This window comes from Ruegeria sp. L12 (assembly GCF_056531745.1).
Map to the genome: position 1 here is coordinate 1 of NZ_JBQFMH010000006.1, position 20,587 is coordinate 20,587.

At 54.2% G+C, this 20,587-nt stretch carries 17 protein-coding genes and 4 pseudogenes; 12 read left to right on the forward strand and 9 right to left on the reverse strand.

The genetic code is table 11. The features are described 5' to 3' along the window. Positions 1-91: 91 nt before the first annotated feature. A pseudogene (locus ACR0K9_RS11020) lies at positions 92-682 on the forward strand (Fic family protein); the annotation flags it as partial. Positions 683-908: 226 nt separating this feature from the next. Here the strand turns inward: ACR0K9_RS11020 and ACR0K9_RS11025 are convergent. Continuing rightward, positions 909-1,820, reverse strand: coding sequence for a LysR family transcriptional regulator (locus ACR0K9_RS11025; RefSeq protein WP_480823133.1), 912 nt, complete (start codon positions 1,818-1,820; stop codon positions 909-911). A 121-nt stretch (positions 1,821-1,941) separates the two neighbouring features. Between ACR0K9_RS11025 and ACR0K9_RS11030 the strand changes: the two genes are divergently transcribed. From ACR0K9_RS11030 to ACR0K9_RS11055, 6 genes are read left to right on the forward strand one after another with little or no spacing between them, the layout of a single operon-like run. Next, the gene (locus ACR0K9_RS11030) at positions 1,942-2,997 is read left to right on the forward strand and encodes a dipeptidase (protein ID WP_480823134.1); all 1,056 of its coding nucleotides are present in this window, start codon (positions 1,942-1,944) and stop codon (positions 2,995-2,997) included. A 35-nt stretch (positions 2,998-3,032) separates the two neighbouring features. Then, on the forward strand, positions 3,033-4,628 hold the full coding sequence (locus ACR0K9_RS11035) for an ABC transporter substrate-binding protein (protein WP_480823135.1): 1,596 nt from the start codon (positions 3,033-3,035) through the stop codon (positions 4,626-4,628). Continuing rightward, positions 4,629-5,687 carry an ABC transporter permease gene (locus ACR0K9_RS11040; protein ID WP_480823137.1) on the forward strand — a complete coding sequence of 353 codons (1,059 nt, stop codon included), beginning with the start codon at positions 4,629-4,631 and terminating at the stop codon, positions 5,685-5,687. Continuing rightward, on the forward strand, positions 5,684-6,595 hold the full coding sequence (locus tag ACR0K9_RS11045) for an ABC transporter permease (protein WP_480823139.1): 912 nt from the start codon (positions 5,684-5,686) through the stop codon (positions 6,593-6,595). Before ACR0K9_RS11040 ends, ACR0K9_RS11045 begins: the two co-directional genes overlap by 4 nt. Next, positions 6,592-7,440 carry an ABC transporter ATP-binding protein gene (locus ACR0K9_RS11050; protein WP_480823141.1) on the forward strand — a complete coding sequence of 283 codons (849 nt, stop codon included), beginning with the start codon at positions 6,592-6,594 and terminating at the stop codon, positions 7,438-7,440. The genes ACR0K9_RS11045 and ACR0K9_RS11050 overlap by 4 nt, the downstream gene beginning before the upstream one ends. A 1-nt stretch (position 7,441) precedes the next feature. Then, positions 7,442-8,197 (forward strand): ABC transporter ATP-binding protein, encoded by a 756-nt coding sequence (locus ACR0K9_RS11055; protein ID WP_480823143.1) that lies wholly within the window; start codon positions 7,442-7,444, stop codon positions 8,195-8,197. A 67-nt stretch (positions 8,198-8,264) separates the two neighbouring features. On the opposite strand, the pseudogene ACR0K9_RS11060 reads toward ACR0K9_RS11055, so the two are convergent. After that, positions 8,265-8,465 (reverse strand): annotated as a pseudogene (locus ACR0K9_RS11060) (integrase core domain-containing protein); the annotation flags it as partial. Between the two features lie 58 nt (positions 8,466-8,523). On the opposite strand from ACR0K9_RS11060, the pseudogene ACR0K9_RS11065 reads away from it, so the two are divergent. After that, positions 8,524-8,843 (forward strand): annotated as a pseudogene (locus ACR0K9_RS11065) (site-specific integrase); the annotation flags it as partial. Positions 8,844-9,200: 357 nt separating this feature from the next. After that, positions 9,201-10,058, forward strand: a complete 858-nt coding sequence (locus tag ACR0K9_RS11070) for a sulfotransferase (protein ID WP_480823529.1) — start codon at positions 9,201-9,203, stop codon at positions 10,056-10,058. A gap of 430 nt (positions 10,059-10,488) precedes the next feature. Here the strand turns inward: ACR0K9_RS11070 and ACR0K9_RS11075 are convergent, their stop codons facing one another. Beyond that, positions 10,489-11,604 carry a glycosyltransferase family 2 protein gene (locus ACR0K9_RS11075; protein WP_480823145.1) on the reverse strand — a complete coding sequence of 372 codons (1,116 nt, stop codon included), beginning with the start codon at positions 11,602-11,604 and terminating at the stop codon, positions 10,489-10,491. 226 nt (positions 11,605-11,830) lie between these two features. On the opposite strand from ACR0K9_RS11075, the gene ACR0K9_RS11080 reads away from it, so the two are divergent. Beyond that, complete coding sequence (locus ACR0K9_RS11080) at positions 11,831-13,702, forward strand: ATP-grasp fold amidoligase family protein (protein WP_480823147.1); 1,872 nt, start codon at positions 11,831-11,833, stop codon at positions 13,700-13,702. A gap of 101 nt (positions 13,703-13,803) precedes the next feature. Here ACR0K9_RS11080 and ACR0K9_RS11085 read toward each other — a convergent pair. The 6 genes and pseudogenes from ACR0K9_RS11085 to ACR0K9_RS11110 form a co-directional block, all read right to left on the reverse strand. Continuing rightward, a pseudogene (locus tag ACR0K9_RS11085) lies at positions 13,804-13,916 on the reverse strand (IS6 family transposase); the annotation flags it as partial. Between the two features lie 277 nt (positions 13,917-14,193). After that, a complete protein-coding gene (locus tag ACR0K9_RS11090; RefSeq protein WP_480823149.1) occupies positions 14,194-15,453 on the reverse strand; it encodes a TRAP transporter large permease in 1,260 nt (419 codons plus the stop codon). Beyond that, positions 15,450-15,983 carry a TRAP transporter small permease gene (locus tag ACR0K9_RS11095; RefSeq protein ID WP_480823151.1) on the reverse strand — a complete coding sequence of 178 codons (534 nt, stop codon included), beginning with the start codon at positions 15,981-15,983 and terminating at the stop codon, positions 15,450-15,452. Before ACR0K9_RS11095 ends, ACR0K9_RS11090 begins: the two co-directional genes overlap by 4 nt. Positions 15,984-16,044: 61 nt before the next feature. Next, positions 16,045-17,019, reverse strand: coding sequence for a TRAP transporter substrate-binding protein (locus ACR0K9_RS11100; protein WP_480823153.1), 975 nt, complete (start codon positions 17,017-17,019; stop codon positions 16,045-16,047). A 28-nt stretch (positions 17,020-17,047) separates the two neighbouring features. Continuing rightward, positions 17,048-17,590: a 3-hydroxyanthranilate 3,4-dioxygenase gene (locus tag ACR0K9_RS11105; RefSeq protein ID WP_480823155.1), complete on the reverse strand. Its 543-nt coding sequence runs from the start codon at positions 17,588-17,590 to the stop codon at positions 17,048-17,050. Positions 17,591-17,678: 88 nt separating this feature from the next. Further along, positions 17,679-18,632: a dihydrodipicolinate synthase family protein gene (locus ACR0K9_RS11110; protein ID WP_480823157.1), complete on the reverse strand. Its 954-nt coding sequence runs from the start codon at positions 18,630-18,632 to the stop codon at positions 17,679-17,681. A 145-nt stretch (positions 18,633-18,777) separates the two neighbouring features. On the opposite strand from ACR0K9_RS11110, the gene ACR0K9_RS11115 reads away from it, so the two are divergent. Together ACR0K9_RS11115 and ACR0K9_RS11120 are read left to right on the forward strand one after the other, a co-directional pair. After that, on the forward strand, positions 18,778-19,554 hold the full coding sequence (locus ACR0K9_RS11115; RefSeq protein ID WP_480823159.1) for an aspartate dehydrogenase: 777 nt from the start codon (positions 18,778-18,780) through the stop codon (positions 19,552-19,554). Further along, positions 19,551-20,501, forward strand: a complete 951-nt coding sequence (locus ACR0K9_RS11120; RefSeq protein ID WP_480823161.1) for a LysR substrate-binding domain-containing protein — start codon at positions 19,551-19,553, stop codon at positions 20,499-20,501. The genes ACR0K9_RS11115 and ACR0K9_RS11120 overlap by 4 nt, the downstream gene beginning before the upstream one ends. The last annotated feature ends 86 nt before the right edge of the window (positions 20,502-20,587 follow it).

The window sequence follows — 20,587 nt, forward strand, 5'->3', positions numbered from 1 at the left end:
TCTCATCTCCACTCTCTGATGGTTACGATGAGCCTGAAATCCTCCGTTACGCAATCAACCTATTCTGTTCCATGAGTGCTGATGGCAGACACAATTCGTAATCTGGTTCAATCGGACCGCACCGGATGGCCCTGAACCCTTGCGCGCGCTGATCCGGGCCGGATTGAGCCATCTGTATTTCGAGAGCATTCACCCCTTTGAAGACGGCAATGGCCGCTTGGGCAGGGCGCTGGTTGAAAAGTCCTTGGCACAGAACATTGGGCAACCAAGCCTGATTGCTCTTGCTTTCACGATCGAGCGAGAGCGAAAGGCCTACTACGACCAACTTGAACGTCACCAAAAGACACTAGAAGTGACACCATGGCTTATCTGGTTTGCCGAGACTGTCCATACAGCACAGCAGGTGACGCTTGAGCGGGTTGGTTTCTTTATATCCAAGACGCATTTCTATGACCGGTTTCGTGATCAGTTCAACGCCCGGCAAAGCAAAGTAATCGCACGTTTGTTCAAGGCTGGACCCAATGGGTTCAAGGGGGGATTAAGTGCTGAGAACTATATCTCGATCACCGGAACGTCGCGCGCCACGGCGACGCGGGATCTGCAGGATCTGGTAGAGAAGGGGGCTCTGACCCGAACGGGTGAACTCCGGTACACACGCTATTGGCTAAAGCTGAACGGGTAAGTGGCCAAAGTACGGCACGAAGGACGGGTTCCCGACTTTCATTGCAGGTGCGAACTGATATGCGGAAACAATGAATACTGATCATTCGAAATTCTGGATCGGCATACATGGTGAAGAAGACTATCGCTGGTGGCCTGTCTGCGTAGAGGCCATCTTCTCCACATGCCAATTCCGTTGGAATGTCAGCGCATTTCGTCGTCACTGCTGAACGTTCAAAAGAATGAAATTAGCTCGGGTCTGAAAATGGGTCAGGAGGAGTATTTAGTCGAAGATGACGCATGAAAGCCCGTGCGATCCTTGGGACTGGTTTTTGATCCGAAACCACAAAGTGACCGCGATATCGCATCGGAGATTCAAATCGGACAAATGCCAGATCGGGAGATCGGTAATGGTACACTGGAAAGGGATTGATAACGGCCAACCCCAACCCTTCACCTGCCATGTCAGCAGCGGCGAAAGAGGTGGAGACTTCGGCAACGATTCTCGGTTCGGCGCGAACCTGATGAAGCAACCGGTCAAGTTGTCCGCGCCGTCCATGCCGATATGTCAGGGCAATCAGCTCTTGTTCATGCAGGTCGGACGGTGCAAGCGTCGCGCGTTTTGAAAGGGGATGTTCGGGGCGCATGACACAAACCGCTGGTGATTCGCGAAATGGAACAAGTTTGATGCCAGCTCGGCTCTGCTCAATCCCGGTGACTGCCAGATCAAAGCGGTTCTCAAGTACACCGAGAGTAACCATATCCGACGTTGTTACTTCCAGATTGACAATAAAACCGGGGTTTCCGCGAATGAAGCTGGCAATAAGGGATACGATGTATCGATGTGCATAGCTGGGCGGGGCCACGAGACGTAGTGTTTCCTGAACGGTTTCTCCGGGGCCATCGATCCTGTCCAATGCCTCAAAAAGGGGATCCAGGCGCATATTTAGCCTTACGGCCTCCTGTGTGGGTCGCAACCTGCCTGCGTCCCGCTCGAACAGTGTTCTGCCCAGTCGAGCTTCCAGGTTGCTGACTGACCTGCTTACAGCAGACTGAGACAAACCAAGTTGTCGGGCGGCCGACGCGGTTGTGCCAGATTGCATGAGTGCGCGCAGCGCCTGATACTCGGGCAGCGAATGCCAATTACGCGGTTTCTTCATTCCCCGGTACCCGCATGATTCCGACTAGCTCTATGAGTAAAACTCATCAATTATTTTTGCAATTATGATGATAGCGTCTGCTAGCTTGTGTCGAAACGATACTTAATTGGGTGATGCGAGGTTGAATACTTCTCCTCTTATCTTTGACGGTCACAACGACGTTTTGTCAAAATTGTCTTCGTCAGGTGGTCTGTCTGAAGCTGCTCGTTTCCTTACCGGGCTCGATGGCGCGGTTGATCTAGTCAAATCCCAAGAGGGTGGGTTTGGCGGCGGTTTCTTTGCGGTCTGGGTTCCTTCGCCCATGGATGCCGACGCAAAGATGGAGGAAATGGTTCGACCAAGCTATGATCTGCCGCTTCCGGATCAGATAGACGCAGAAGACGCCCTGCCTGCCGCCCTGAGCCAGATTGCCACTTTGCTTGAACTGGAACGGTTGGGCGCTTTGAAGGTGGTCAGGTCAACCTCGGATATCCGGGCCTGCTTGGAGCAAGGTCAGATAGCCGCCATTTTCCACATCGAAGGCGCCGAAGCGATCGATGCTGATTTGCATTCCCTCGACGTTTTTCATGCCGCAGGCTTGCGATCGCTGGGGCCGGTTTGGAGCAGGTCGAACATATTTGGCCACGGGGTGCCGTTCAGGTATCCGTCAGGACCGGATATTGGCCAGGGATTGACAGATCACGGACTACGGCTGGTGCAGCGCTGCAATGCGCTTGGCATCATGCTGGATTTGTCCCACCTCAATGAAAAAGGGTTTTGGGACGTGGCGCGATATTCAGATGCACCTCTGGTTGCGACTCATTCAAACGCCCATGCCATCTGCCCGCACGCGCGGAATCTGACGGATGACCAGCTTCGCACGATTGCGGAAAGCGACGGGATGGTCGGGTTGAATTTTGCCGCAGCATTTCTGCGCGAAGACGGTCGGATGCTGTCCGACGTGCCGCTTACACAGGTCCTGAAGCACCTTGATCATCTGATCGGCCTTTTGGGCGAGGATCGGGTTGGGTTTGGTTCCGACTATGACGGGGCAGTGGTGCCTGAAAATGTGACCGACGTCTCGATGCTACCCCGATTGAGAGATGCCATGGAAACCCATGGATACGGCGAAGAGCTCATCAAGAAGCTCTGCCATGAAAACTGGTTGCGTGTACTTGAGAAGACTTGGGGATCGTAACCGTTAGTGAATAACTTGATGACAGAGAGGACAAAATGAACGCATTTAATAGATTGCTTACCGGTGCGGCGCTGGGATTAGCGCTGGCTGTGACCTCGACTTCGGCAATCGCGGAAACGCCGCCAAACATGCTGGTGATCGCGAACCGTATTGACGACATCACAACACTGGACCCTGCCGAAAGCTTTGAATTTGCCGGGTCGGATGTCAGCCGCAATGTCTACCAGAAGCTTGTCAATTTTGACCCGTTGAATCTGGATGCAGGATATCAGCCGGATGTTGCGGAAAGTTGGGATGTTTCGGAAGACGGCAAATCGATCACCTTCAAAATCAGGGAAGGTCTGACCTTTCATTCAGGCAATCCGGTGACCGCCGAAGATGTTCAGTTTTCACTGCGTCGCGCGATCATTCTGAATAAGACTCCGGCCTTTATCCTTACCCAGTTTGGGTTCACGCCGGAAAATGTCGAACAAACGATTGTTGCAGATGGCAACACTCTGACGATCACAACCGACAAGCCCTACGCGACATCCTTCGTTCTGAACTGTCTGACTGCGACCATCGGCGGCATCGTCGACAAGAAGACAGTGATGGAACACGACAAAGATGGTGATCTGGGCAACGAGTGGCTCAAGACCAACACGGCGGGTTCCGGTGCCTATAGCTTGGTGAGTTGGAAGCCCAATGAAAGCGTAACATTGAAGTCCAACCCTGATTTCTATCTGGGTGCCCCGGCGATGGAGCGTGTTGTTGTCCGTCACGTTCAGGAAAGCGCCAGCCAGCGCCTACTGCTCGAACGTGGGGATATCGACGTTGCCCGCAACCTGAACCCCGAAGACGTGGCAGGGGTGTCCTCGGTCGCTGGTGTCAAGATTGCAGACGAACTTAAAGGCCGTCTGATGTATGTCTCGCTGAACCAGAAGCACCCTGAGCTCAGCAAGCCTCAGGTTCGTCAGGCATTCAAATACCTGATCGACTATGAAGGGATGCGCGACAGTTTCCTGAAGGGTCAGTACACAATTCATCAGAATTTCCTGCCGCAAACCTATCTGGGAGCATCGGATGAGAATCCGTTCAGCTTCGATGTTGAAAAAGCCAAAGCGCTGTTGGATGAAGCCGGTGTAAGTGGACTTGAGATCGAAGTTGGCGTGCGCGAAGCGCAGGAACGTATTGAGATCGCTCAGTCACTTCAAAATGCACTGGGTCAGGTTGGCATCACGATGAACATCACCGTCGGTACTGCCAAGCAAATTCTGGCGCGGTATCGTGCACGGGAACTGGACGTCTATCTCGGCGCATGGGGTCCGGACTATCCTGATCCGCAAACCAACGCGGGGACGTTTGCCTATAATCCTGACAACTCAGATGCGGCCAATGCAACTGGTCTGTTGGCGTGGCGGAATTCGTGGGATACCGGCGGTCTGACCCAAAAAACAGATGCGGCTGTGGTTGAGAACGACACAGTGAAACGTGCGGATATGTACAAGGAGATACAGGCTGAATTCCGTGAGACATCGCCTTTTGTCGTTATGTTCCAGCAAATCGAGCAATCGGCATTGCGTGAGAACGTGACGGATTTCTCGACGGGTCAGGCGATCACATCGGCGTCGTATTGGCAGGTGACCAAGTAAATGGCACTGGCCGAAAGACCATCTGAGGGGCGCCGCTCGGCGCCTCTTATCCATTGGATCAAGAGCATCCTCAAAACTCTTGGTACCATTGCAATCACGATGCTGGGTCTGCTGTTCGTGACCTTCATCATTGGCCGCGTCATGCCGATCGATCCGGTGTTGGCGATCGTCGGTGAACGCGCTTCGCAATCGACTTATGATGCGGTCTACCAACAGCTTGGCTTGGATAAGCCACTGCTGGTACAATTCGGGTACTATCTTTGGGACGTCCTGCACGGAGACTTTGGCGACTCGTTATTGAATGCGCGCCCTGTATCCGAAGACATCGCACGTGTTTTCCCCGCCACACTGGAATTGGCGACATTGGGTGTGATGATTGGCATCTTTCTGGGTGTTCCGCTGGGTGTGATTGCCGCCGTGAAGCGGGGGTCCTGGATCGATCAGATCGCTCGTGTGGTCGCGCTTGTTGGCTACTCAATGCCAATCTTCTGGCTGGGGCTCATGGGGCTGCTGGTCTTCTACGGAATACTAGGCTGGGTCGGTGGCCCGGGTCGCCTGGACATCTTCTATGAGGATCTGGTTCCAACGCGAACGGGGCTCATCTTGGTGGACAGCGCTATCGCTCAGGATTGGGATGTCTTCCGCAATGCATTGTCTCACATCGTCCTGCCCGCTGCTTTGCTGGGGTACTATTCGCTGGCTTACATCAGCCGGATGACGCGATCCTTCATGCTGGAACAGCTGTCAGCGGAATATGTCATTACCGCCCGCGTCAAGGGCCTGTCAGAGCGGCAGGTGATCTGGCGCCATGCCTTCAAGAATATACGCGTTCAGCTCATTACAGTCATCGCACTGAGCTACGCCAATCTGTTGGAAGGCTCGGTTCTGACCGAAATCATCTTTAGCTGGCCGGGGATCGGCAGCTATATCACGACCGCTTTGCTGAGCGCCGACATGAATGCCGTCCTCGGAGGAACCGTTGTGGTCGGGCTGATCTTTATCTGCCTGAATATATTCTCCGATCTTCTGTACCGTTTCTTTGATCCGAGGTCGAAATGAGCGACATGACTTTGCGTCAGTGGCTGCTGACCGACGAACCCACATCCCGACGCCACGCCAGATTGGCCAGCTTGTATAAAGGCTGGCTGACACTGCGATCAAACTCGATGGCAATGGTTGGGTTGGCGATCCTGGTAATCCTCGTGATGACTGCGGTTTTTGCACCTATTATCGCGCCGCATGATCCCTTTGTTCAGGATCTCTCCAGCCGACTGCTTCCGATCGGGTCCGAAGGACATTTGCTGGGTACCGATAGTCTGGGGCGGGATATATTGTCGCGCTTGATTTATGGCGCGCGGATAACGCTGTACATTGTGGCTTTGGTGGCGCTCATCGCTCCGGTCGCGGGCCTTTTGGTCGGAACCGTCGCTGGATATGCGGGGGGATGGACGGATGTGATCCTCATGCGCATCACCGATATCTTCCTCGCCTTTCCGCGACTTGTTCTGGCTTTGGCTTTTGTTGCAGCGCTAGGAGCAGGGATCGAGAACGCGGTTCTGGCGATCTCGTTGACAGCATGGCCACCATACGCACGCATGGCGCGGGCGGAAACACTTACGATCCGGTCGACCGACTATATCAACGCGATCCGCCTTCAGGGTGCTGGGCCGCTGCGGATTATCACCCGGCATATCTGGCCACTTTGTATCTCGTCTCTGATCGTGCGGGTCACACTCGACATGGCCGGGATCATTTTGGCCGCAGCCGGCCTTGGATTTCTGGGACTGGGGGCACAACCCCCAAGCCCGGAATGGGGGGCGATGATTTCCGAAGGTCGCAGGTTCATCCTTGATCACTGGTGGGTTGCCACGGTGCCAGGGCTTGCAATTTTCACGGTTTCACTGGCCTTCAACCTGTTGGGAGACGGGCTGAGAGACGCCCTTGACCCAAAGGATGGTGGGCAATGAACTTACTCGACATTGAAGACCTGTGGGTTCGCTTCCCAACCCGGCAGGGCGTGTTTGATGCGGTGCGCGGTGTCTCATTCTCGTTGGGACGTGAACGGTTGGGGATCGTGGGCGAAAGCGGGTCCGGCAAGTCGATGACAGGACGGGCCATCCTTCGCTTGATCCGAAAGCCGGGTATCGTCGAAGCCAACCACGTCAATCTTGAAGGACGTGACCTGCTGAAACTTACCGAGCGCGAGATGCGCGAGATGCGCGGCAAGCAGATATCCATGGTGATGCAGGATCCCAAGTTCTCTTTGAATCCGGTGGTCACCGTCGGCGAACAGTTGACAGAGGCGTACCTTCAGCACAACTCCGGCTCTAAAGCACGTGCCAAAAAGATGGCGATCGAGATGTTGGAGAATGTCTCGATCCGTGATCCCGAACGGGTAATGCGGGCATTTCCACATGAAGTGTCAGGAGGAATGGGGCAGCGGATCATGATTGCGATGATGCTGATCCCCAACCCCAAGATTCTGATTGCGGATGAACCGACTTCGGCGCTGGATGTCAGCGTTCAGCGGCAGGTGCTAAACATCATGGACGGGCTAGTGAAGGAACGGGGAATGGGCCTAATTTTCATCAGCCACGACTTGAATCTGGTTTCAGAGTTTTGCGATCGTGTCCTCATTATGTATTCGGGTCGAATTGTTGAAGTCTGCAAAGCGGATAAGTTGCACCAGGCCCAGCACCCGTATACTCAGGGCCTGTTGAACTCGCTTCCCCGGCTGGATGACAAACGCACTCACCTGAGTGTTCTGACCCGCGACCCTTCCTGGTCCGACGCGCCGAGTGTGAGAGGTTGAAATGACCGCACTGGAAATCAAGGACCTGAATGTTTGGTTCGGTCATGCTCATGATCGCGTGGATGCGGTCAAGTCCGCCGACCTGAATGTCATACAAGGCGAAAGCTTCGGCTTGGTCGGAGAGAGCGGGTCTGGTAAGTCAACTATCCTGCGTGCGATAACTGGTCTCGCGCCCCATTGGTCTGGCACCATTCGGGTCGAAGGAGAACCACTTTTTGGAGCAAAGCGAAATCGCGGTTTCTTTCGAACCGTGCAGATGGTTTTCCAGGATCCATATGCTTCGCTTCACCCGCGACACACCGTCGATCAGGTTCTCAGCGAAACAATTCACCTGCATGGATTGGACAACATCGACAAACGTGTAACCGGCCTGCTGAACGATGTTGGGCTTGGGCAACGGTTTCGGTTCCGGTACCCACACCAGCTCTCTGGTGGCCAACGTCAACGCGTGGCTATCGCGCGGGCCTTGGCAGGTGAGCCGGACATCTTGCTTTTGGACGAACCCACATCAGCATTGGATGTCAGCGTTCAGGCCGAAGTACTCAATCTACTGACCGACTTGCGCACGCAGCGCGGACTTACATATCTAATGGTATCTCATGATCTTCCGGTGATCGCGCATATGTGTGAACAACTGGCGGTTATGAGAAATGGTGAGATTGTAGAGGTTTTGTCTTCGGAAACTCTGCGTTTGGGGAAACCCAATCACGAGTATTCTAAGCAATTGCTAAGTGCATCGGTTGCCCCGCATCAGTAGCAATTAGAGGTGGTCCCAGATTTTCAACCAGTTTGCAGCCCTGTCTAAGGTGGATCTTGGTTTCGGTTCAGGCCGCGTTCTTCTCTTCGCCTCGGAGGGTTTCATCGGCCTCGTTTGGCATCAATATTCCATGCGTCGAGCGGGGCCGTTCGGTGTTGTAATAAGGTATCCAGCTGCCGATCCTGGTCTTTGCTTCTGAGCCGGTTTCAAATGCGTAGAGATAGACGCATTCGTACTTCGGAGATCGCCACAGACGCTCGATCATCCATCCCTTCGCCTCCGCCAGCGTATTGGTTCATTCAAAGCCTGTGAACCGGCTTCCCTGATGCGATCTGGTGAAACTGGCTGTAACCGACCTGGTGAGGGAAGATCGCGTTCGCGAAAGAGTGTCCGTGATCCAGAGCAAATCCAAGCGACCCGTTTAGTTCGAACTCTCTGAAAACACGCGGGACACCGTTGCCGCGTGGATCAAGTCGCCGGAAATGATCGGCTGCCGCTTCATGTTTCCGAGCCGGTTTCACGACCGCCCGGAAATCTCAGAGCGGTTCAGCTTCTGCTCGGACATACCAAGGTTGACAGCACAGTCAGATATCTTGGCGTCGAACTTGAAGATGCGCTGAGTATAGTCGAGCAAATCAACATTTGAACCACCTTGGCGGGCGGCTCTTGCCGTTCGCCAATCCTGAGCGGACCTGCGTTCGCAACGCAGCGGCGGGGCGGATCGAACCCATTTTGACCGATGCTGCGCGATGTCCCAATGACAGAAAAACGCAGAAAGCGGGCTTTGCAAAGTCCTGTTGATCTCCCTTAACGTCACACTGCCGAAACGCTCCGGCTGCAATGGTGTACCTAGAAATTTCTCGAAGGCGACCTTCCATGGTCCCGCGTTCGGATGAGCGCCGATCTTGTCCCGTCCATTTGACAGGTCGAAGGAAATCTGGGACGGAAGAGCCTGTCGATTTTGAAAGAACGGGAAAGTATTGTGAAGACGTTTCTTTTGGGGGTGGGTTGCCAGAAGGGCGGCACGACTTGGCTGCATCAGTATCTCAGCAATCATCCGGCCTGCAATTTTGGTTTCCGCAAGGAGTACCATGTCTTTGACGCGCTCTGGATTCGTGGCGCCAAGACACAGAAATTCTATCGGGGCGCCTTGCAAAACCTCGCCGAGCTGGCCCGAAATCGCGCCGAGGAATCCCCTGGTAAGCGCATGGACATTGATGAGTGGCTGGAAAATTCGCTTCGCCATGTGTCCTTTTATATCGATCCCAGGAACTATGCCGCCTATTTCGATGAGCTGCATGGTGCGTTTGAGCATGTCGGGCTGGTGGGGGATATCACACCGTCTTATAACGGGCTGTCGGGCGAAGACCTCGTACGTATTCGCGAAATGCTCGAGGCGCGGGGATTCCATGTGAAAGTGATCTTCCTGATGCGCGATCCTGTCGAACGGATATACTCGGCCACGCGGATGCGCATCCGTGACCAGCAGGACAGGCCGGAGAAAGCCGGCAAGGATCCCATCGCGTTCTTCAACAAGCGCTTCGCCTGGTCCGACGTGGAAATGCGTACACGCTACGAGCATACCTTCGCGGCGCTCGATCACGCCTTTTCTCCGGATGATGTTTTATTCGGGTTCTACGAGACTTTGTTTTCCGAGCAAGAGGTTCGGCGGATCACCGACTTTCTCGGGCTCGAATACCGGCCGGCGGATTTCGGAGCGCAAGTGAACGTCTCGCCCCGTACAGCCGACCTCGACACCGAAAGCATCGCGCGCGTGCGACACTACTATGATGATACGTATCGTGCCTGCATGGAGCGCTTCGGCGAGTCGCATATCAAGGCCATCTGGCCGCATGCCTGAAAGCTGATTGGCTATCAATTCCGGCCAGCCCTGACGATGGAAAGACCTGGCCGCATTGCAATGGAACTTCGTTACTGATCGATGTCAGCAGCGGCACGCAGCGAGATCAGACCGCTCCTTTGCCAATTGTCGTTCGGCCGTGAGCGATCCCGCCTGATGTAATCTGCAAAGCGTTCACCAAAGCGATAAGCTCACAACTGGATCACCTCCCGGCTGACAATCACACCCTGAGTCGCCAGCAAATCAGCCGTACTCAGCGTCAAAGGTGGTACGTCCAGGTAGCGGAAACCCTTCAGGCGCGATATGTGGTTGGGGACAAGCACGGCGCCGACATGGCTTGCTCAATCCGGGCGAATAACCTGGTAGAACCAGATCCACTGATAAAATAGTCCAATCTATTGGCGTTAATCCTTTGTCTGAGACAATTGGATCACCATTTCATCAACCCGCATTCAATGAGCCGTTGGGCATTCTCGTATCGCTCAGATCTCTCGGATAAGAAGCCATCTTCAACTCCTTCAACCGCGTTCAATAGAGCATCATAATACTTGTACTTGGACGCAACAAAAACGTGGGCTTTCCAGGCACGTGCATTTTTGATCTTTTGTTCAAAGTTTGAAGTGAACACAAAATGCGCCAAAGTCAGCATTATCTCACCCGAAGGTGGGATCAATGCGTCATGGCACGAAAACAAAGCGCTTTCGTCACTTCGGTATAAGATAGGCGTAGTATGTCTGCCCGAACGTTTGAATCCCTGCTGCTTTCGCACTCTTTCGGACAGAAAAAGATCCTTGATAGAATTGCGTTCCGGTTCATCACCGACTCCGTACTGCTCGAATAACCGCGTTGACTTTGACGGGGCCAAGAACTGCGGTTTATGTGTTTCGTCCAAAGGGGCGGCGGGATCGAACATCGCTTCGGGCTCGAACCAGCCATACGCCTCTATCATTCCTTCAAAGGACGTAGGTAACGGGTCCTCGAACGATTTGGCCGAGCGTGGGAAAAACTCAACCATTGAGGCATAAGCCCCGGTCGAGCCTAATTCCTCAATACGCGCGTACACCTCGGAGATGTGTTCTACACCCGGAGGTAGAATGAGAAACTCATCGGCGTCAAAGTACGCAACTATCTTGCCGGGCAAGAAGAACTGAGGAATCGCAATTTTCGAATATACGCCAAAGCGCATAACCCGATTCTTATTGGGAGTGCGACCCGTAAAGTATAGTTGCTCACCAAAAGTCTTTTTTGCCTGAATGACGACGCAGTCGCTTTGAGTGAGGAGGAATTCAAGTGTTCCATCGTTTGACCGATCGTCAAAGAATAGAAACTGTTCGAATCCTAACTTTCGATAATGTGCTAGAAACGCTGGTAAAAAAGCCATTTCGTTCTTAACTGGGATGAACGCGCTCAACTTGCGTGGGTCGATGTCTCCGATCACGCGATCAATCAAGAGAGGTAAGTCATCAACCCCATAGTGAGGGAGATACTCGCCTCTTCTTTTGCGCATTTTTTTCTCTTTGCGCATCTTGCGCAACGATCCAACCATGCCAATTTTCGAAAACCCTTGTGCTTAAACCGCAAACCAATTGCAGCAGAATCATCCTTAGCTGATGCGCTTTTGAGATTCTAGCTTGCGAACCGTTGATATCAGCTTTAATCGGTCCATCAACAACCGCAGGCTGAGTCGACGAGTCGAGCAATAGCTGTGCTGACATGCCAAAAACGGTTGCGATACAATGATCTAGGTTGTTTATGCAATGATCCCGCAATAAGTGTTTGGCATAGGCCTTCCCAAAACTGCCACGACATCACTACATGAGGGCTTTAAATCACTTGGTTTCAAGGCGATAGGTTACTCGGACCCTGCTTTAGCGGAATGTTTGTCGCAGGGTTATGGGAAGGTCACCAAGAATCTCGTGTCTGAGTTCGATGCCTTTTCAGACTGGCCTTGGAATCTGATCTATCGAGAGCTGTTTTCTGAATTTGGAAACACCGCCAAGTTCATCCTGACCCGCAGGACATCCGCTGAAGTTTGGGTAGACTCGGTGAAGAGAAGTTCGCTGGGTGTCCTTCAGGCCGAGAACCGCAACAAAATATATGGCGCCTACTTCCCGCATGGGTTTGAGCGGGGTTTTGCTGAGATTTACGAAGAGCATCTCAACGATGTCAGAAAATTCTTTAAATACCATGACGCCGAGGACAGTCTTCTTGAATTGGAGATAGGATCTTCCGGCGATTGGGAAGCATTCACGCGGTTTCTTGGCTTTGAAGGGATAGTTGGCGGGTTCGGTCGAGAAAATGTTTCAAATGATCGCGACCCAAAGTCGTTTGTCACCTTACGCAACCTCAGATCTCTCAATAGTCTGCGTCGCCAACAAGGCAAGGCGATCTATAGTCTTCCTGAAGCACTTACTATGCAACCCGAACCAATCTGGCGTACTCCGAAGGAAGAGGAGCGGATAGAGCGGCAAATTAACTTCGTAGGCTCTCTGAGAAATCGCGTAAATGGCCTTAAAATCAAGAAGCCCGTCGAGACGAATTGGAAAAAACTTCAACGAAAGCTGACGACGCACAAGAAACGGGAGACGGCACAATCTCGGTTGACCAATACGGTTAGCAGAGAAGTGAATTATGCAATGGACATAGTCGAGGAGGAGCGCTTATTCGGCATTGATGATCCTATGCCAAAGAACACTGATTCCGGCTATCGTTTTCTCGGTCCTGAGCGCACTCGAGAAGTGCTAACTCAAACTATCGAAGCATTCGGGCGCGCACGCGGGGTTGCGCCCAACATTCTAACACCGCAGACGTTCACAGATTTTATACTGCTTTACAAACTGTTCGGCGCCTTGCCGTTCCCTGCTGCAGAGGACAAGTTTTCTAACGAAGCCTTTGTGCCAGAGAACGTTAAGCACTTGCTGACGTTTCATGATCGACCCTTCGTAAGCCAAAAAGCAGAAGCCCCGACAAATGACCAAGTCCCACCAGGTTATTATTACTGGAAGACGAACCACGGTTTCAATCTGATGAAGAAGGTACGCTTTCCGGTGTCGGATGAAGAGCGCACTGAAATGGCGGAACTTGCTGAAGCGTGGCTGGCGAGTCCTGGTAACTTTCGGACAGGTCAATGGTGGAACGCATCAATTAAGAAATGCGTATATCTCGAACGCGACCTGTCAGGCGACGGCGGGAGCGCGGATGATTGGAAGATTTTTGTGTTTCAAGGCAAGGCTCGACTGATTCAAGTTGATCGGGACCGGCACACCAATCACAGTCAGACTATATACACGGAACGATTTGAGCACATATCAAAGCAATTCTATTTTGGCTGCGGACATCCCGTCGATCCGCCCGAAAGACTAGAGGATATGCTGAAGATTGCAGAATCCGTTGGCGCGCCATACGATTTCTTGCGCGTGGATTTTTATTGTGAAGGAGGCAATATTTATCTCGGTGAGTTAACCATTGTGCCACAAGCTGGGCGGGTCCCAATTCGCTCTTATGAGGTGGATAATTTGTTGGGACAATATTGGCCGAAGAATAGCCGATTGAGATCACATAATTTGGATCCGTCGCGTTTTCGTGCCACACCAAACGATCGCTTAGGCCAGCTTCAGTTCGACAGCGACAGACATTTCCAATGACCTGAGCCCCAAGTTTCCTCTACCAAGGGGAGGGGCCCTGGAATTGTTGGTATTGCCAAGTTGTTTGCTCGGATTGAGCAAACTATGTCGGCGCCATGATTAGAATATCGCGCGACCCAACGGTTTAGTGTGGTGTGATCAACCGAAACACTGCGCCGAATATGATTTCTTCTTGGTCTTGGTATGAAACGCCGTAACGGACATAGAAAAACACTGTGAAGTCCCAGCAAAAGTGTTCTTCTCAATGAGGTGGAAGAACACAATTGCTGGTGCATTGGGGCTCCGCGACTACACGAAAATCAGATCGCTTTCGGTCAGCGTGCCGGTTTCAAACCCGGCGATTTTAAGGGGTTGTCCAGTTTCGCCCTGGTCCGTTTCATAGAACCACAGGCTGTTGGTTTCCTGCTCGTAGTAGAAGACGGAATGCTGGCCATTTCCAACTTCGGTTTCCCGGGTTTCGGCTCAACCTGTTCTCATAATGATTGGCCGGATCATACAAATAGTGTGGACAAGTCCGGGAAGTAGCTCAGCAGTACCAAAACAACAGTAACCGCGATCAGGAATGGCCAGAGCGATTTCAGGATTGATCCCGGTGTGGTGCCGCTCATGGATGATGCGATGTAGAGACCGATCCCGACCGGTGGCGTCAAAAGGCCAAGGACCAGATTCAGGCAGGCGACGACCCCGAATTGATAGGGGCTGATGTCGTAAGAGTTTGTTGCGATAGGCAGCAGGATTGGTGTGATCAGTATGATTGCAGCAATGCCATCGATAACCATACCCACCAGCAGCAGCGCCAGATTCACGATCAACAGAAACACGAAAGGATCAGACGTGATCGAGGTAATCAGCCCGGCCAGTTTCTGCGGCAGTTCCTCGTATATGATCACCCAACCAAAGACACTTGCCGCGGCGATCATGAACAGGATCATCGAAGCGTTCGCCGCCGTCCGCCGGAACATCTCACCCAGTTTGCGCGGGTCGAGGTCGCGATAAAACAGCCAGCCGACAAGAAATGCGATCAGCGAGGCAATGGCGGCAGATTCGGTTGGCGTGGCGATGCCAAAAAGGATGCCGCCAATGATGGCCACAGGAACCAGCATCGCCGGTAATGCGGCAAGCAGCGCGCGCGCGGCCTCGCCTCGCGACATCCAAGAGCCCTTGGGAAAGTTCCGGGACCAGCCAATCAAGGTGATCACCAATGCAAACGCCAGCGCCATCAACAGCCCCGGAATGACGCCCGCGATGAACATTTCTCCGATGGGCACCTGTGCGAGGACACCAAAGATGACAAACATCATCGAAGGCGGGATGACCGGCGCAAGCAGGCCGCCTGCTGCCGTGGTCGCTGCGGCAAAGCCCTCATCATAGCCTTCTTCCTTCATCACCGGCACCATGGCGCGCGACATGACCGCTATCTGCGCGGTCGCGGATCCAATGATCGCTGCCAAGAACATATTTGCCAGCAGATTGATATAGGCCAAACCGCCCCGGAACCCGCCGACAAACACACGCGCCAGTGCAACAAGGCGGCGGGTCATGCCGCCCTCATTCATCAACTCTCCGGTCAGCATGAATAGAGGGATGGCCAGAAGGCCGTAGTTTTCGAGCCCGCCGAACATCTTTTGCGCGAAACTGTCAAAAAGAACCGTGTTTCCGCTTTCCCAGATATACCAGATCGCAGTGATCGCCAGCACGATCGCGACGGGAACGGATAGCAGCAGCGCCGCCAGAAAGAGGATGGGGCTCATGCTGCATCCTCCGGCAGTGCCCGTGAAAACAGGTGCATGGTTGAATGAAGCGTGGCCCCCAGTGCAAACAGCCACATCACCAGCCAGAACAGATATTTTGGCACGCCGAGTGTCAGGGTGGGTTCGGCATAGATGAAGCTGAATGTATTGCCTTGAAACGTCATCACATCGAATCCGGCCAGGGCAAGGTCAACCGGCAGAAACCAGCGCCAGCAGAACCATAGCATCGCCAGCGAGAAGGCAAAGATGACGAGATCAACGATTTTGCGGATCACGTAACGTGCTGCGGGCGGAACCGCGTCGGACAGAATTGTGATCGCTACGGAATTGCGGTGATGCAGTGCGGCAGAGGCCCCCATAAAGGTCATCCAGACCATGGCATAGATCGCCAGTTCATCAATCCAGAACAGCGCCTGGCCAATATTGCGGGTGGCAACATTGAGAAGGATCAACAAAGTCACACAGACCGCCAGCAGGGCCGCAGCATACAGCTCGACCCGCGCCCAAGCGGCTGATACGCGATACAACATTGCCATTCCTCACAAAAAAGGGCGCGAGCGGACCCGCGCCCAGTTCACTGCTGATGGTACCTTATTTGGTTTCTGCCGCTGTTGCGCGCAATGCGTCAAGCGAGGACGTTTTTTCCGCCCAGATTGTGTTCCATTCATCAATCGCATCGCCGAAGAATGTAGCATCAACCTTGGTATAGGTCTTGCCAGTGCCCGCTATCTGCTCCAGCCAGCCCGCTTCTTTGGCGACATAGCTGTCGATGGTGCTGTCCACATGCTTGGCCATCAGATCACCAATCATGGCGCGATCTTCCTCGGACATCCCGGCCCAGACCTTGGCAGAGACGAGGCCGACCATCGGAAACATCATGTGATCCGACTGCACGATGGTGTCGGCGTGATCATAGTATTTCAGCACCCAGATCAGTTCCGCATCCATGTCGATCGCGTCCACCTGTCCGTTTGCAAGCGCGTCGTAGACGGCTGGCAGCGGCATCGGGGTCGGCGCGGCGCCGACAGCATTGTAGAAATCCAGGATCGGTGTAAACGGCGTGATCCGCAGTTTCAGACCGGACAGATCCTCTGCCGATGAAATCTCGCCCCGGCTGACGATTTGACGCAGACCGGCCATGCCATAACCAACCCCGACAACCCCCACCTGACCGGGAAGCGGCTCCAGCATCGACTTGGCGGTATCCGAGCGCAGGATGCGACCCGCATGGCCGATATCATCGGCAAGATAGGGCGCATAGAACGCACCCAGCTCTGGCGCGCGATTGGAAACTTCGGCCACGGTCATAAAGGCCATGTCCAGCGCCCCGGTCTGCAATTGTTGCAGCATCTCGGCCTCGTTGCCCAACTGGCGGGCCGGAAAGACCGACACGCTGTGCGCACCGCCGCTTGCCTCGGACAATTCGGCGCCAAAAGCCTCGGCGGCCTTGGTCCAGATATGAGGCGGCGGGGTGATCAGCCCCAGACGAAATTCCTCGGCCTGCACGGCGATTGATGACGCGGCCACAATGGCGGCCGAGGCGACTAATTTGGCTAAGTGTTTCATCGTTCTCCCTGTCTTTTTTACTGATTTATTACAGCTTTACCCATCCTTCGGGCGGTTCCTTACCCGGGTGTACCACACCGCAGTTCGGGCAGGTCCGATCCTCCTGCGAGGCATAGAATTGCTCGTAGACAGGGGGCAGGTCCTTGACGATCGATTGCAGCTGCATTTCCGCGCGATGAACCCGTGAGCCACATTCAAAGCAATACCATTCGATGGCGTCCAGCTGCCCTTCCTGCCGTTTGGGTTCGATCACCAGACCAACCGAGCCTTCCTGCGGGCGTTGCGGCGAATGGCGCACATGGGGCGGCAGCAGGAAAATCTCTCCCTCACGGATCGGCACGTCGTAAAACTCCTTGCCATCATACAGCTTGAGCAGCATGTCGCCCTCAAGCTGGTAGAAGAACTCTTCGACCGGGTCGTCGTGATAGTCGGTGCGCTTGTTGGGACCACCCACAACCGTGACCATCAGGTCGGCGTCTTCAAAAACCATCTTGTTGCCAACCGGCGGTTTGAGCAGATGCCGGTGTTCATCGATCCAGGCTTTGAAGTTGAACGCGGACAGTCTTGACATGATCGCCTCCCGATTTCAAAAAATTGTCTGTGACAATTCCCATAGCTGCAAAGAAATTGTCCGTAAGTAGATATCTGATTTGCTTATATCAGAGCTTCAATCCGCATTCGTTGAAACCATTGCGGATGATCTCTTTCTCGGCCTCGGTCAGCTCTAGCATCGGTGCACGGACGCGGCCTCCTGTCTGGCCCAAAAGCTCTTGCCAGTACTTGCCGAATGCCGTGGGCTTACCCGGCGGTTTTGTGCGTTTCATCGCGTCGCGAACCGGGTTCAGGCTGTCGAACACACGCCGCGCTTCATCGGCTTTGCCTTCAAACGCCAGGCGCGTGTATTCATTCATGCGCTGATCGTTTTTCGTCTGCAACTGATAGGGCGGCGACGAACACAGGTAGAGCTGCCAGTTCAGTTCCAGAATATTGTCCAGCCATTCATGTTCAGCTGAAGTCGAAACGTGGATCTTGTCCCCCACCATATGGGTCAGGCGCACATACATATCGCGCGGGACCGAATATTTGATCGCAACGATGTTGGGTAATTCAGCAATGCGCGCGCATTCCTCCGGTTGCATCAGATAACCGCTATCGGGATGGCTCCACATGGCGATGCCGATATCCAGCTCGTCGCAGAAACGTTTGTAATACTGATAAAGCGCCTCGCTGCGATCCTGACAGAAGCTGAGCATTGGCGCGTGGACAACCACATAATCCGCGCCGCAATCCTGCGCGTGGCGACCAAGATCCAACGCCGTGTTCATATTCTGATCCGAGATCGACATGATCGTTCCGGCCTTGCCCGCGCATTCTTCGACCGCGATGGTCATGTTGCGCTTGCGCTCATCAAGGCTCATGGCCCAGAACTCGCCCTGTTTGCCCGCAACAAAGAGGCCCTGAATATCAAGGTCGTCAATCCAATGCCGGATATTGGCGCGCAACCCTTCCTCATCCAGCGAAAGATCCTCGCGGAACGGGTTCAGCGCCGCGGCCCAGATGCCCTTCATATTCTCACGCGCATAGGCTTTGGCGTCGTGTTTGGCGTATTTCATGACCTGAACCTTTTGAATGGATTGACCACAGAAAACGACAATGCGTGGGCGCCGTCCAAGATGAAGGCGGTATGTGGATATCGAAAAAATGAATATCAACTGCTTTCCAATTCCCGTATCGACCCGTTCGGAGTAGGGTCGTTGCATGAAAATTGGACTGATCGGAAAAGGCGCAATTGCCCGCTACATCGCACCGGCCCTTGAAAGCCGGGGGCATCAGGTGGGTGCGATCTTGCTTCGCTCGGAACAGGCAATCCCGGACACAACCATTGAGCTTGGGTCGGTTGAGGCGCTGCCTACTGATCTTGACCTGATGATCGACTGTGCCGGGCACGAGGCGCTTGCAAGTCACGGGCCTAAGGTTCTGGCGCGGGGGCTCGACTTGATCACCGTGTCACTGGGCGCGTTGGCGGATTCGGATGTCGAGGCCGCCTTGTCACAGGCCGCAAAAGCCGGCAGATCAAAGCTGCATCTGGCGAGCGGCGCAATCGGCGCGCTGGATTGCCTGAGCGCCGCACGCGCGGGCAGGCTGACTTCGGTCACCTATATCGGCCGCAAACCACCTGAGGGGTGGAAGGGCTCCCCGGCTGAAAACAAGCTGGATCTGGACGGAATGACCGAGGGGGCCGAGGTGCATTTCGAAGGCAGCGCCCGAGCCGCCGCACTGGAGTATCCCAAAAACGCCAATGTTGCCGCCGCCGTAGCGTTGGCGGGTCTGGGATTCGACGACACCAAGGTTCAACTGATCGCAGATGCGTCAAGCACGCAGAACATCCACGAGATCTCGGCAGCAGGTGATTTCGGTTGTTTCCACTTTCAGGTCAGCGGGAATTCTCTGCCCGAAAACCCACGCTCTTCCGCATTGGCCGCGATGAGCGTGCTGGGTAAACTGGACCAGATCACCCGGAGCATCACACTGTGATTGACCGTCAAGCCCGTATCGTCGACCGTGCGCTGACCCGCCTGAAACTCAGACAGCTACGTCTGCTCGTGGCGGTCGGCACCCACGGCAATATTCAGAACGCCGCGCGCGCCCTCAGCATTTCCCAGCCTGCCGCAACCAAGATGATCCAGGACCTGGAACTGGATTTCGAAGTGAAACTGTTCGACCGCACCAATCGCGGCGTTGTGCCGACCGTCTTTGGCGAGACGCTTATCCGGCATGGCAAACTGATCTTTGCCCAAATCTCGAATGCCGCACAGGAACTGGATGATTTAAGCGAAGGGAACGCAGGCCGGGTGGTAGTGGGCACATTATTGGCCGCCTCGACAAGCCTGCTGCCGATGGCGATCGAAATCCTGCTAGAAAACCGCCCGAACGTGGCGATCAAGATCAGCGAAGGCACCAACGAAGTGCTTATGCCCAGCCTTCTGTCCGGCGAGATTGACATGGTGGTCGGGCGTCTTCCTTCGCACCGTCATCGCGACAAGATCCGGCAGGAGAAACTGTTCGATGACCGCATTCTTGCCATTGTCGGCCCCGCGCACCCGTTGGCGGGCAAGACCGGGATCACATTTGCCCAGATCAAGCCCTTCGGCTGGGTTCTGCCGCCATTGGAGACCACATTGCGGCGTCAGGTCGACCATTTCTTTGTCGGCCAACAGCAATATATGCCATCCGTATCAATCGAAAGCGTGTCCTACCTGACCAACCGCGCGCTGCTGCAGTCCCGCGACCTGATTGGACTGATGCCAGCCGAAGTGGTGTCGCAAGACGTGCGCAATGGTCATCTGGCGCAACTGGATTGGAAGGTGCCTTTCGGGCACGGGCCGGTTGGAGTGTCGCTGCGGGTCGACGACGATCTGTCCCCCGCGGGCCGTGCATTCAAGGCGGCACTGCACACTGCGGCGCAGTCCCGGCAAGTTTGATATTCCTCTTTCTGATATCAGTATTCAGCCAATTCACTTGATGCGCATGGCCGCGACGGGTGATCTGAAGGGAAGCCAACCCAGAG

What these genes read in the sequence shown, in the direction of transcription:
- ACR0K9_RS11040 (WP_480823137.1), top strand. Translation starts at nt 4,629, where the DNA reads ATGGCACTGGCCGAAAGACCATCTGAGGGGCGCCGCTCGGCGCCTCTT.
- ACR0K9_RS11105 (WP_480823155.1), bottom strand. Translation starts at nt 17,590, where the DNA reads ATGTCAAGACTGTCCGCGTTCAACTTCAAAGCCTGGATCGATGAACAC.
- ACR0K9_RS11115 (WP_480823159.1), top strand. Translation starts at nt 18,778, where the DNA reads ATGAAAATTGGACTGATCGGAAAAGGCGCAATTGCCCGCTACATCGCA.
- ACR0K9_RS11050 (WP_480823141.1), top strand. Translation starts at nt 6,592, where the DNA reads ATGAACTTACTCGACATTGAAGACCTGTGGGTTCGCTTCCCAACCCGG.
- ACR0K9_RS11055 (WP_480823143.1), top strand. Translation starts at nt 7,442, where the DNA reads ATGACCGCACTGGAAATCAAGGACCTGAATGTTTGGTTCGGTCATGCT.
- ACR0K9_RS11045 (WP_480823139.1), top strand. Translation starts at nt 5,684, where the DNA reads ATGAGCGACATGACTTTGCGTCAGTGGCTGCTGACCGACGAACCCACA.
- ACR0K9_RS11100 (WP_480823153.1), bottom strand. Translation starts at nt 17,019, where the DNA reads ATGAAACACTTAGCCAAATTAGTCGCCTCGGCCGCCATTGTGGCCGCG.
- ACR0K9_RS11035 (WP_480823135.1), top strand. Translation starts at nt 3,033, where the DNA reads ATGAACGCATTTAATAGATTGCTTACCGGTGCGGCGCTGGGATTAGCG.
- ACR0K9_RS11075 (WP_480823145.1), bottom strand. Translation starts at nt 11,604, where the DNA reads ATGGTTGGATCGTTGCGCAAGATGCGCAAAGAGAAAAAAATGCGCAAA.
- ACR0K9_RS11110 (WP_480823157.1), bottom strand. Translation starts at nt 18,632, where the DNA reads ATGAAATACGCCAAACACGACGCCAAAGCCTATGCGCGTGAGAATATG.
- ACR0K9_RS11025 (WP_480823133.1), bottom strand. Translation starts at nt 1,820, where the DNA reads ATGAAGAAACCGCGTAATTGGCATTCGCTGCCCGAGTATCAGGCGCTG.
- ACR0K9_RS11095 (WP_480823151.1), bottom strand. Translation starts at nt 15,983, where the DNA reads ATGTTGTATCGCGTATCAGCCGCTTGGGCGCGGGTCGAGCTGTATGCT.
- ACR0K9_RS11090 (WP_480823149.1), bottom strand. Translation starts at nt 15,453, where the DNA reads ATGAGCCCCATCCTCTTTCTGGCGGCGCTGCTGCTATCCGTTCCCGTC.